Raw genomic sequence first — 12,932 nt, forward strand, 5'->3', positions numbered from 1 at the left:
CGCCAAAGGGGTCACCGGCCAGTTATTTTATTATTGCCCACACTGCCGTGCGCTGCGCTTGCAAAAGCTTATGGCGACGCACTTGCAACGTGGGCGTCATTCTAGCACCGCCGAGGCGACGGCTCGACTAAACCACTAGGATTTCCAGACCTGGTGGCCGGCGCCGCTGCACTTGGCAACACTGAGCTTGGCGCCGTTCTTGGGGCTATTGCCCTGGGGCTGCAGGCACTGGCCGTTGGCATTGGCCAGGCGATTCTGCTGGTCCAGTGTCCACTTCTGGTTTTTGCCACCGCCACATTTGGCCAGCTGGGCATTGTTCACACAGCGACCGTCACTGGCTACCAGCCTGCTCTGGCCATCGAAGTGCCAGGTCTGGGTGCTGCCGCTTTTCTTGCACTTTTTCAGCACCAGGGCCTTACCCGCGTAGTCGAGACAGAATCCATTGCCCATTTTGAAGGCGCGGCCACCCTGCGCCTCTGCGGCTATCTTGTGGCCCTCCTGCTGAATGGTTTTCAATGCGTCGGTGTTGAATTCCACCGCCGATGCAGTAGAAACGGCGGCCATTGTCATCACCAGTGTCAGCGTTTGCGGTTTCATCATGGGTCTCCTTTCACTACTATCTATTCGCTACGGGCAAAGTAGCCTGTAGTGTGCGCTCTGACAACCATTTAAAGCGTGTAACCCGGCCCGGAGGTAATTTGGTCCTGTCGAAAACCGTGAAACTCGCCATGGCACTGCTCGCTGCCGTGGCATTGCTGTGCCTCGTCGCCGTGGCGGGATTGTGGTGGCTGGCGGGTTCTGATCGCGGATCGGCCCTGTTAGCCGGGCAAGTACAGCAACGCCTCGGGGACGACATACAGTGGCAACAGTTCAGCGGCTCGCTGCTGGGCGCCATGACGGTGAACGGGGTCACTATCTCCCAGCCGGGGCTTGAGGCCAGTGTGGAGCGCCTGCAAATAGCGTGGTCACCGGCCGCCCTGCTGCGAGGCGAACTGCTGATCGATAGCGCCACCGTGCAGGGGGTGGATATTGTGTCCACAGCCAGTGACAGCGAGCCCGCCACCGGGCCATTCCTGCCCGGCAGCCTGCCGTTGCCAGTTGACGTCACCTTACAGGGTCTCGCGATCCAGGACATCAGCTGGCGCAGCGGTGACGGCCCTCCCCTGCTGATTGACAGCGTGTCGGTCGCGGCCGCAATCAAGGACCGCGCACTGCGCATCGATTCACTGACCGTGGCAGCGCCGGGCGGAAGCATCGCACTGCGGGGCGACGTGGTGCTGCGCAATGACATGCCAGTGGACATCAACGCCGAATGGTCAGGGTCAGTGCCGCTGGCCGCTGGCGCCGCCGCAGAACTGGCGGGTAACGCTGTACTCAACGGCGATCTGGCCTGGGGGGACACACTGGCTTTCGACCTGGCGTTTGGCGCCAGCGCCGAAGGCTTGCAGGCCCTCAACGCCGAGCTGCCCGATGCGCTTGCACTGGACGGCGATATCGAGGGCAGCCAGGGCGACAACCGCGCCGAGGTGAGGCGGCTGCAGGTGTCCTTGCGCGAGACAGCCCTGAGCTTTCTCGCCAGCGGCAAAGTCAGTGGCCTCGACCAACCAGCGCCTCGATTCGAGGGCGAACTGGCATGGCGCGCACTGCGCTGGCCGCTGATGACCGATCCAATATTGGCAGAGAGTGCAAACGGCAAGCTGGCCATTGCCGGGTCCACCGAGGCTTACGAGCTGACGGTAAACGCTGCGCTGGCCGGGCAGGACATTCCGCCCGGGCAGTGGCAATTGCAGGGCAGTGGCGACACCACGCAGCTGCAGATCGCCGCACTGCGCGGCCAGCTCCTGGATGGCGAGGTAAACATCCGGGGACCCGTGCACTGGCAACCAGCGCCGCGCTGGGCCCTGCAAATCGACGCGACCCGCCTCAACCCCGCCGCACTGACTGAACTGCCAGGGCAACTGTCGCTGGCGCTGGAGACCAGCGGGCAGTTGCAGGCGGATGGTGAGGTGCAGGCGCTCATCGACCTGCAGGCGCTGTCCGGAGAGCTCATGGGCTACCCGGTGGCCGCATCCGCCGTGGCCGAAATCGCCGGTGAGCGCATCACGCTGCAGCAATTGCGCGCGCAAAGCGACGACAATAGCCTGGCGGCCGATGGCCACCTCGAAGGTGACGCCCTGGCCCTGCGCTGGCAGGCCGATATCAACGACCCGGGAGTCCTGCTCGACGGCGCCACAGGCGCGATCATGGCACAGGGGGAACTCGCCGGGACAATATCAGCGCCGCTGCTGAGCGCTGAGATCAGCGGCGGGACACTGGCGCTGGACAACCTGCAACTGGAATCGCTGGCACTGCGCCTGCAGTCGGGCATTGAGCTGCAATCGGCGCTGGCGATTGACCTGAGCACGGGTGAACTGCGCAGCGACGGTGAAGCACTGGCGAAAGCTCTGCAGCTACAGGTAGATGGCACCCTGGGCCAGCATCGATTGCGGTTTCAGGGACGCACTGCCAGCGAGACACTGTCACTGGGCCTCTCCGGCGGGCTGGGAACAGGGCGTTCCAACTGGCGCGGCACAGTGACCGGGCTAGACCTCGCCAGCGAACAACTCGGCAGCTGGCAACTGCGCCAGGGCGGTGCCCTGGCACTGTCTGCGCAAGAGGCATCGTTGGCGAATACCTGCCTGGAACAGCAGAGTAGCAGCGCCGCATTGTGTACCGCTGCCGCCTGGCAGGCCGATGGTGACAGCACGCTGGTGGCGAAGCTGCAGGAACTTCCCCTGCAGGGCCTGCTGGATACCGCCAGCGGCAGCGTCTCCGCCAATATCGATGCCGCCATGGATGCGCAGGGTATGCTGCGCGCCTCGGGTGCCATCGATTTGAGTCCGGGAGTAATACAGGTAGACACCCAGGCCGGCCTGCGGCAGCTGCATTACGCGGGTGGCGTCACCGGATTCCGTATCGACAACGACGGCCTTCAAGCTGACACCAGTCTCGGCCTGCCCGAGCAGGGTCGGGTGTCTGGCAACATCAGCCTGCCGAACCTCAAGCGCTGGCCGCTGCCCGCACAGCAGCCTCTAAAGGGCCAGCTTAAGGCCAACATCCCGGAACTCGAGGGCCTCGCCGCCTGGCTACCGGATGTGAGCGCCGCCGCGGGCAGCCTGGACGCTGATCTCGCGCTGGCAGGCAGCCTGGAACAGCCCGCCATCGCCGGGGAAGTCGCCCTGCGCAACGGCGCTGCAGATATACCCATGGCCGGTTTAAAACTGCGCCGGGTGAGCCTGCTGGCAACCAGCGACCCGGACACTACCGGCCTGCTCGACATCGCCGGCAGCGCCGCATCAGGTGATGGGCAGTTGCAAGTGAAAGGCAGCGTCAACCTCGATACACAGTCCGCCGACGTGGCGCTGCAGGGCGAGAGCTTCACCGTTTACAACACCGCGGATGCACGCGTCGCCGTCTCCCCGGACCTGGCAATCAGCTGGCTCGAGGACACACTGCGACTGCGCGGCGACATCCGCGTACCCGCAGCTGACATCACCCCACAAATACAGCTCAGCCCCGCCGCGCTGGCAGCGAGTCCCGAGCAGCAAGCATCATCCGGGCAGCGGGTGGCGCCCTCGGCCGATGTGGTGGTTATCAACCGCTCAGTGGAGCCCCCGCCGGACCTGTTCTCCACGGCCGCCCCGTTTCGCATTGACAGCCAGGTGCGCCTGGTGCTGGGAGACGCGGTTAACGTCAATGCGGTAGGCTTCCGCAGCCAGATCACCGGTGCCGTAACCTTTACCAACTCGCCGGACCAGGCCGACATCATGCCCACTGCCCGCGGCAGGCTGGCGCTGGAAGGCGGCACCTTCCGCTCCTTTGGCCAGGACCTGCAGATTGAAAACGGGCAGATTATTTTCGCCGATGTCACCGCCTCGGAACCGGAGCTGAACATACGCGCGGTGCGCTGGATCGACAACGACCCGCAGGTCACCGCCGCCGGCGTATCCATCAGCGGCACACGGTGCTGGAACTGTTCTCGCGGCCGCAGCTGCCGGCCAGCGAAATACAGAGCTACCTGCTCACCGGGCGCTCGCCGCGCTCACGGGACAACGTGCTCAGCCTGGGCACTTACATCAGCCCGCGCATCTACGTGGGCTACGGCTACAACATGGTCCAGGACACCAGTGAGTTCAACTCGCTGTTTACGATCACCCCGCGCTACGGTGTCAGCGCCAACGTGGGTGAAGCGGATAACAACGTCAATGCGACCTTTACCTATGAGCACTGAGACGAATACTGAATGGTGTGTCGCGCGGCGCTTGTTCGCATTCAGCTGCCTGTGGCTGTTGCTTTGTGCCCCGGCTGCGGTCGGCGCCACTGTGGCGGTCTCTGTCACGGGTCTCGAGGGAGAGCTGCTGCAAAACGTGGAGGCCTCGCTGCGCATACGGGCCAGGCAGCAGGACTCGCAACTCGACGCCGAAACCATCACCGCGCTGCACAACGAGGCCACCTGGGAAATACGCCGTGCGCTGGAGCCTTTCGGTTACTACCGCCCGCGTATAGATGCCACGCTCACGCCGCCTGGCAACGACAACGCCGCCTGGCAGGCTGCCTATGCAGTGATCCCGGGCGAGTCGGTTGCCATCGCAGAGGTCAGCGCTACCCTGCGTGGCCCCGGCGAGACCGACACTGCACTGCAGCGGGCCACCAACGACATCCCACTGCGCCCGGGTGATACGCTGGACCACCGCGATTACGAAGCCGCCAAGGTGCGCCTGCTGGAACAGGCGCAGACCCTGGGCTTCCTCGACGCCGAATTCAGCGAGCACCGCGTTGAAGTGGACATGGCGAGCTACGCAGCGAGCGTGCAACTGCTGCTGGACACCGGCCCGCGCTACCGTTTCGGCCCCATTTCATTCTCACAGCAACAGTTTGCCACTGACTACCTCGAACACTACCTGGTGATCAGCGAGGGAGACGTTTATAACCCCGATGCCATTGCCCGCCAGCGCGCGGCCCTGAGCCGGAGCGGCCATTTTCGCGAGGTCAATATTGTCACTGGCGAACCGCTTGGTGATACGCAACCGGCCATACCCATTGGCATCGAACTCACCCCCTTCAAGCCCAATCGGTATCGCGGCCGCCTCGGCTGGGGCACGGACTACGGGCTCGGCGGCCAGCTCGACTGGACGCGGCGCTACCTTGGCCGCAAAGGCCACCAGCTCACCCTCGGAGCCACCGCCGTGGAGGATCGCAACCGCATCGCGGGCGACGCCAGCTACACCATACCCATAGCGCCGCTTTCCGGCAGCAGCATCGAATTCACGGCGCGACACGAAAGCAAGGACCTGACCTTTGATGATGTCGATCTCGACGAGGGCGGAGAAACCCGTATTGCCACCAATATCGCCTCGATGTACTGGCACATGCCCCGGCTCAGCTGGCACGACTTTACCTTTGATCGCAGCATCGGCCTGGGCGTGGCGGCGGAGACCTATGACATCTTCGAAGTGGTGTTTGGCAACCTGTCTGACAGCTCGCAGCAGGACATTATCGAAAGCATCGGTCGCGAGACCTACGACATACTGGCGCCCGACTTCGAAACCGTGGTGCCCACGCTCAGGCTGGAACTGTATCGTGCCGACGACCCGCTCTACATTCGCCGGGGCGACTTCTATAAACTCGCGTTGCTCGGAGCCAGCGAAGACCTGGGTTCCAACATCAGCTTCTGGCAACTGCGCGCAGACACCTGGAATATATTCCCGGTGGGCGAAAACAACCGCTTGTTGCTGCGCTCGTCACTGGGCTATAGCGACGCCGAGAGCGAGACAGCGCTGGGTATCAACTTCAACCAGTTGCCGGAGTACTTCGAGTTTCGTGCGGGCGGCGCGCGCAGTGTGCGCGGCTATGGCTTCGAGGAACTCTTCGCCGCCGATACGATAACTGGCGGCAAGCACCTGCTGGTGGCGAGTGTTGAATATGAACAGCAGATCATTCCCGACTTCAGCGCCGCGGTGTTCCTCGACGCGGGCAATGCCTTCAATGATTTCGACGACATCGGCGAAAAACTGGGCGCGGGTTTCGGGCTGCGCTGGCGTTCCCCGGTAGGCCTGGCGCGCATCGACTTTGGCTTCCCACTGGACGACGCCGAGGATTCCTTCCAGATCTACATTACGGTCGGCCCGGAATTCTAGCCGCGCCAGCAGGCCCTAGCCGAGCTCCGCCTTGATAGCGTCGAGCGACCCCAGCAACTGCAGCGTCTCATGCAGGCGCTGCAGCGATGCCATGATATAGCGACTCGGCTGCCAGGCATCGCCCATCGCCAGGGTGACGACCGCACCCAGCCACGGATATACCGCCTGGATCGCGTACTCCCGCTGCAGCGTCGCCAGGTCCGGTGCAGTCACTCCGGTGGCCAGCAGTTGCCGGCGATAAAAATCCAGCAATTGCTTACTGCCCACCTGCTGCTCCTTCGGCGCCAGGGTACCGGCAAGGAAATAGCCGACATCACGCATTGGCGGCCCTTTTGCCAGCAGGGCCCAGTCCAGCAGGCCGGGTGCATCGGCGAGGGTGTCGTAAAACAGGTTGCCGTCGTGTATATCGCCATGAATCAGTGTATGTTCACCGCGACGCCACAGTTCATGTATGGCATCTTCCTCGGCGAGGTACAACTCGGCCAGCTCGACAAACAGCGGCGGCATGGCTGCAGCATGCTTTTGCAGCGCCAGCGGCAGCAGCTGTCGAGTGATGTCATGCTGGACGATGGGTTCGACCCATTGCATGCCCGCAGAAAATGCTGGCGCTTGCCAGTACTGCCCATGCAGTCGAGCCAGCGCCGCCAGCACTTGCCGCAGGTAGCCTGGCGAACCGCGCGTGGACGCATTGCGGAACGTGCAACCGGCGTCTGGCAGGTACTCCAGTAACATGATGTAACGCTCACCGCCCTGATCCCAGCCAGAGAAGAAACACCGCGGCACGCGCACCGGCAGGTCCGCGGCCAGCTCGCGATAGAAACGCGCTTCGCGTACACCCATGCCGGTGGCACGTACGAAGGCACGCTGCTGTCTATCAGCAGGCGGCAGCTTGACAAAAAAGCGATGAGGCAACTGCGTCGCTTCTGCATACTCGACAGTTATGACCGCCCTGCCGGTGGTCCCGTCATCAGTGGCTTCAAGGCAAACGCGGCTCACGGTAACGCCCAGCGCCGCCTGCAACCAGGCGGTGCTGATTTCATCCACGCTCTGCGGTATGGCGACATCACAATTCATGGCTGGCACCTCACCGGCGCAACGCCTCAAAGCCCGCGCCAGTCACACTGGCCAGGTCTTGCGGGCTGAGTTCAATTTCCAGACCGCGGCGGCCAGCGCTGACAAAAATCGTGTCAAAAGCCTGGGCAGACCGGTCGATCACCATGGGTAAACGCTTTTTCTGGCCCAGGGGGCTCACGCCGCCGAGTACATAACCGGTGGCGCGCTGGGCGGATTCCGCATCCGCCATGGCGGCCTTTCTGGCACCGAGCGCGCGCGCCAGGGATTTCATATGCAGCTGGTCGCAAACCGGCACCAGGGCGACAGCCAACTGGCTCCCGTCGAGGCTTACCACCAGGGTCTTGAACACACGCTCTGGGGGCAGCTGCAATGCCTCGGCAGCCTCCAGGCCGTAGGACGTGCTGGCATTGTCATGCCTGTAGGCATGCAGTGTATGCGCAACGCCGTGGCGCTGTGCCGCCTTGACCCCGGGTGTCAACGCACTCCTCCGGCGACGCCCTGCACTCTACAAGCCAAACTCGCGGGCCAGTTGTTGCTGCAACAGGCCAAAGCGATCCATCACTGCGCGGATTACCGAGGGGTCTGTCATATCCACACCGCCGGCCTTGAGCACATCGAGGGGATAGACGCTCCCGCCCAGCTTGAGCATGTTCATGTAGTCCTCGGCGGCGCTCTTGTCGCCGCTGCGAAAACGCGCTGCCAAAGCCTCACCGGCAGCAAAACTGGTGGCGTACTTCCACACGTAGAAATTGCGGAAGAAATGCGGAATGCGCGCCCAGTGCAGTGCGTCCAGTTCATGCCGGGCGTAGGTATCGCCATTGTAGGTTTTGAGCAGGTCAACATAGACCTCGCCCATCGATGCAGCCGTCAACGCTTGCCCCTCCTCGGCCATGGCATGCACCCGGGCTTCCCACTCGTGAAAGAAAATCTGCGTGACAAAGGTATTGCGGATGCTGCTGAGTGCATGATCCAGCAGTTGCTTGCGTTCCTGCTTATCTTTGGTGCGTTCCAGCATCCATTCGCCGAACAGGGACTCGCTGGCAACAGAGCCCACCTCGGCAACGAAAAGATCTACCGGCGCGTCGTGATAGGACTGGTTGTTACTGGCCAGCACACCATGTACCGAGTGGCCCATTTCGTGTACCAGCGTGGAAACGTCCTCGAACTCGCCACCCCAGTTCAGGAACAGGTAGTAAGGCTGCTGATACGTACCCCAGGAGTAGGCGCCGCCGCGCTTGCCCTCGTTGCTGTAGACATCGACCCAGCGATTATCCAGCGCCTGCTGGGCAATGCTGGCGAACTCATCGCCGAAGGTCTCGCGCCAGAACTGCATCGCCAGCTCCCACGCTTCCGCAAAGGTGTATTTCCGTCCGCCATCGGGGAGCAGGGAGACCTGGCTGTCCCAGGGCTGCAGGGTTTCAACCCCCAAGATCTCGCGTCGCAAAACATTGTAGCCCTGTATCTTGTCGGCGTTGTCATGCACCGTCGACAGCAGCGTTTCCATTACTTCTGGCGGGACATTGCTGGCCGACAGTGCCGCCTCGATCGAGGAGGGATAACGATAGACCTGTGCCAACCAGACATCGCGCTGGATTTTCGAGCCCAGGGTCGCCGCATAGGTGTTCTGGAAATCAGCCACCTTCTGCATATGCGCCTCCCAGGCGCGCTTGCGCAGGTCGCGGTCCGTGCTCGCCCGGAAGCGCGCAAACTGGCCCGGTGACACGACTGCCGGCTCGCCGTTTTCATCAACGATGGTGGGCCATGCAATATCGGCGTGGTTGAGTTCCTCATAGGTATTGAAATGCCCGGCTCCGGGCAGGGTGGAGCCGGCAATGACCTGTTCTACCTCCGGCGACCGTGTGTGCTCGCGCAGGCGCCAGACATTGTCCAGGTAGTGACGATAGGGTTTGAGTTCGGGGGCCTTGCGAAACGCCGCGACCTTGTCCTGCGGCATCAGCGCGATTTCCGGCTGTATGAAGGCGGCCTCACGCTGGAAACGCGACAACAGGCTGTTCACGCGGCCCGACTGCTCTGCGCCCACCGGGTCGCTCCGCAGCAGATGGATTTTCTGGTTGGCGTTGATGTACAGCGGGCCGAGTTTGCGGCTCAGCCTGAACTGTTCCTCCAGCGCCGCTGCCATGGTCGCCGGCGACTCCGCCACCCGGTCCCGATACTTTTCCAGCTGCGGCAACTCGGCCTCCAGTTCGGCAAAAGCTGCTTCCCATGCCTGCTCATCGGCGAAATACAGGCCCAGATCCCAGGTGTATGGCTCAGGTATTTGTGCGCGGTCCTCGTAATAGAGCACTTCCCCGGCTGCACTTGCCGGTGCGGAGAGTGGCAGCGCCAGGGCGAACAGGGATGAGAAAAGTATTTGGCGCAGCGGCTTCACCGGTGACATAACAGATTCCTGGTGTATTGAACGGTGGCCGCAGTGTACTGGAAATCGCAATCACTGCTAAGCCCGGAAACAGGCCTGTGTCAGCCCGTATCCTTCAAGTCTTCACCGGGCCGCCGGAGCGGACGCGGTGTGCCGCTCCACCAACAATCAGTTACCGCCGTAGAGCTTCTCGGCCATGTCACGGTACTTGCGACACTCTGCGGTATCCACCTTGGTGTCATCCTGGAAATCGGCGCAGCTGAGATTCGCCATGCTGCGCAAACAGGCAATGGCCGGGGCGTGCAGTTCATGCTCAACCGGCACCTCACGAATGCCTTCACGCATGGCGACACACATGTTTTCCAGCATCGGTTCCATCATCGCCTTGAGTTCCGGCGTCAACTCCTGTTGGTTCATTTCCGCCAGCGTGCAGGACTTGACCTTCTCACAGAGGTCGTTGGCTGCCGACTCCAGGCTGTCGGCGGTCGCCACAGCGGGGGCAGCGAGCAGCACCGCAGTCAGTGGCATTATCAGGGGGCGTAACAGGCTCATGGTTTTCTCCTTGTTGAGGTGGCGTTGATTTCCAGGACTGCGGGACAATTACAGGCTCTCCCCATCCAGTTGATAGTGCACCTGATGGGCCTTGAGGTGCTCGCCGCAGGCACTGCATCGTGTCTGCGCATGCAGTGCCTGCCCGCAACGGCGATGCAGCACAATCATCGGGCGGCCGCGACCCTCCGGGTCACACCATTTGTCGCCCCACTGCAACAGCGCCAGGAACCAGGGAAACAGGTCCCGACCCTTGTCTGTCAACTCGTAGGCATGGCGCAGCGGACGCTGCTGATAGGCCACCTGTTGGAAGACGCCCTCGCCAACCAGCAAACGCAGCCGGTCAGAAAGGATATTGGTCGCCACGGGCAACTCACCATGGAACTCATCAAAGCGTGTCAATCCATGAAAGGATAGCGCGATGATATTCGCGGTCCAGCGATCGCCCACCAGGTTGATGAGATTGCGGTACAGCGCCCGGTCAGAAGGGATATCGTTGATGGAGATGGAAGAACGTCGACGCACCTTTTTTTCGCGCACGTCCCGGGTAGCACCGGGTCCTGGTGCGTAACTTACGTCTTCCAGCCTGACCTCACCATCGCAGGCCACGCATTGCAATTGCGGATGAAAAACGCGGCCACAGGATTCATGCACCAGTTCAACCCGGTCCAGGCGTGGATGACTGAACCAGTTGCGCTCCCAGCGTGTGGCCATCAGCGCACAGTCATAGAGTTCGACCGACTTGCGCGTCAGGTGGTAGACCGGACGCTGGCTGACCGGGCTGGTACCCTTGCGCAGGCAGTCCACATCCTGCAGCCACTTCAGGCGGTTCGACAACACGCCACGTGACACGCCCATGGCAGCCATCATGTCGTTGAAGGTGTTAATCCCCCAGAGCACTTCCTGGATAATCAACAGACACCATTTGTCGCCGATCTGATCCAGGGCCCGGTTGATCGAGCTCGCCCGGGTGATCAATTGATTCATTCAGAACAATCCTTCGATTTGTCCCTGTGCGTTCACATGGATGTTGTTGGCGGCTGGCTTACGCGGCAGTCCCGGCATACGCATGATGTCGCCGCAGACCACCACCAGGAACTCGGCACCTGCCGCCAGCACCAGTTCGCGCACTTTAACACGATGATTGCTCGGCGCGCCCATCTGCTGCGGGTCCGTGGAGAAGCTGTATTGCGTCTTCGCCATGCACACCGGGAAATGGCCGTAGCCCTCTTCTTCAAACTGGGCAAACTGGTCACGCACTTTCTGGTCTGCGTCCAGTTCGTCGGCGCCGTAGACCGCTCGCGCCACGGTGCGCGCCTTCTCCCAGAGACTCAGGTGGTCGTCATACAGGGTGCGGAACTGGGCGCGACCGCTGTCTGCCAGCGAGATGACGTCCTCTGCCAGGCCCAGGGCCCCGCCACCGCCGTCACGGTGATGTGTGCACAGGTGCGCCTTGAGGCCACGTTGAGCGACATAAGTGGTGATGGCCGCGATCTCCGCATCGCTATCGCTGGCAAAGTGATTGATGGCCACGACCAGTGGCACGCCGTACTGCCCGCAGTTGCGGATATGCCGCCCGAGGTTTTCGAGGCCCGCTTCCAGCGCGGTGACATCCTCCTCGTCCAGCGCATCGCGGGCAACACCGCCGTGCATCTTCAAGGCGCGCACTGTTACCACTATCACAGCCACGTCGGGCACCAGGCCCGACTTGCGGCACTTGATGTTGAAAAACTTTTCCGCGCCGAGATCGGCGCCAAAGCCGGCCTCGGTGACCACGTAGTCTGACAACTTGAGCGCCGTCTCGGTGGCGATCACCGAGTTGCAACCGTGGGCGATATTGGCGAAGGGGCCCCCGTGAATAAACGCCGGACTGTTCTCCAGGGTCTGCACCAGGTTCGGGGCCAGCGCATCGCGCAACAGCGCCGTCATGGCGCCCGGTGCCTGCACCTCAGCGGCGGTGACAGGTTCTTTCTCCCGTGTATGGCCGATAACAATATTCCCGAGGCGCCGCTGCAGGTCCTGCAGGTCGCGCGCAAGACAGAAAATCGCCATGACCTCCGAAGCCACTGTGATATCAAAACCGGCCTCCATGGGAAAGCCGTTGGCCGGGCCGCCAATCCCGGTAACGATCTGCCGCAACTGGCGGTCATTGATATCCACTACCCTGCGCCAGGTCATGCGACGCAGGTCGAGGCGGCGGTCGTTGCCCCAGTGGATGTAGTTATCGATCATGGCCGCCAGCAGATTGTGGGCCGCGCCGATGGCATGCATGTCGCCGGTGAAGTGCAGGTTGATGTCTTCCATGGGCACGACCTGGGACATGCCACCTCCTGCCGCGCCACCCTTCAGGCCAAAACAGGGGCCGAGACTCGGCTCGCGCAGGCAGACCGAGGCGCGCTTCTGCAATCGGTTCATGGCATCGGCCAGGCCAATGGCCACCGTGGTCTTGCCCTCCCCGGCCGGTGTCGGGCTCATGGCCGTTACCAGCACCAGCTTGCCATTGTCGCGATCGCGCAGGCTGTTGATATAGTCGAGCCCTATCTTGGCCTTGTAGTGCCCGTAGGGCACCAGGTGTCCTGCATCGACGCCGAGCCCGGCGGCAATATCCAGGACAGGCTTCATGCTCGCCTCTCGGGCGATCTCGATATCGGCTTTCAAGTGCTCTCTCCTTATTGTTATCGGCACGTCGCGGGTGCCATGCGCCGGCTGGCAGCTGTGATTTTTTCACAGCTGGGCAGACAACCATTGACCCCGAT

Annotated in this window: 8 protein-coding genes; 1 reads left to right on the top strand and 7 read right to left on the bottom strand. The window is 62.3% G+C overall.

Annotated elements, in window-relative coordinates:
* Positions 1–135: 135 nt before the first annotated feature.
* Positions 136–600 (bottom strand): RICIN domain-containing protein, encoded by a 465-nt coding sequence (locus tag F0M18_RS18260; RefSeq protein WP_149612905.1) that lies wholly within the window; start codon positions 598–600, stop codon positions 136–138.
* 98 nt (positions 601–698) lie between these two features.
* Between F0M18_RS18260 and F0M18_RS18265 the strand changes: the two genes are divergently transcribed.
* Complete coding sequence (locus F0M18_RS18265; protein WP_149612906.1) at positions 699–6,176, top strand: translocation/assembly module TamB domain-containing protein; 5,478 nt, start codon at positions 699–701, stop codon at positions 6,174–6,176.
* A gap of 15 nt (positions 6,177–6,191) precedes the next feature.
* On the opposite strand, the gene F0M18_RS18270 is transcribed toward F0M18_RS18265, so the two are convergent.
* From F0M18_RS18270 to F0M18_RS18295, 6 genes are all read right to left on the bottom strand, one after another.
* Positions 6,192–7,250 carry a phosphotransferase family protein gene (locus tag F0M18_RS18270; protein ID WP_149612907.1) on the bottom strand — a complete coding sequence of 353 codons (1,059 nt, stop codon included), beginning with the start codon at positions 7,248–7,250 and terminating at the stop codon, positions 6,192–6,194.
* A 10-nt stretch (positions 7,251–7,260) separates the two neighbouring features.
* Entirely contained in the window at positions 7,261–7,728 is a 468-nt protein-coding gene (gene ybaK, locus F0M18_RS18275; protein WP_149612908.1) for a Cys-tRNA(Pro) deacylase, read from the bottom strand.
* Between the two features lie 27 nt (positions 7,729–7,755).
* Positions 7,756–9,648: a M3 family oligoendopeptidase gene (locus F0M18_RS18280; protein ID WP_149612909.1), complete on the bottom strand. Its 1,893-nt coding sequence runs from the start codon at positions 9,646–9,648 to the stop codon at positions 7,756–7,758.
* Positions 9,649–9,795: 147 nt separating this feature from the next.
* Complete coding sequence (locus tag F0M18_RS18285; protein WP_149612910.1) at positions 9,796–10,179, bottom strand: hypothetical protein; 384 nt, start codon at positions 10,177–10,179, stop codon at positions 9,796–9,798.
* A 48-nt stretch (positions 10,180–10,227) separates the two neighbouring features.
* Positions 10,228–11,163 carry a winged helix-turn-helix transcriptional regulator gene (locus tag F0M18_RS18290; RefSeq protein WP_149612911.1) on the bottom strand — a complete coding sequence of 312 codons (936 nt, stop codon included), beginning with the start codon at positions 11,161–11,163 and terminating at the stop codon, positions 10,228–10,230.
* The gene (locus F0M18_RS18295) at positions 11,164–12,834 is read right to left on the bottom strand and encodes a formate--tetrahydrofolate ligase (protein ID WP_149612912.1); all 1,671 of its coding nucleotides are present in this window, start codon (positions 12,832–12,834) and stop codon (positions 11,164–11,166) included.
* Between the last annotated feature and the right edge of the window lie 98 nt (positions 12,835–12,932).

The organism is Pseudohalioglobus sediminis (assembly GCF_008370495.1).
Lineage (GTDB): Bacteria > Pseudomonadota > Gammaproteobacteria > Pseudomonadales > Halieaceae > Halioglobus.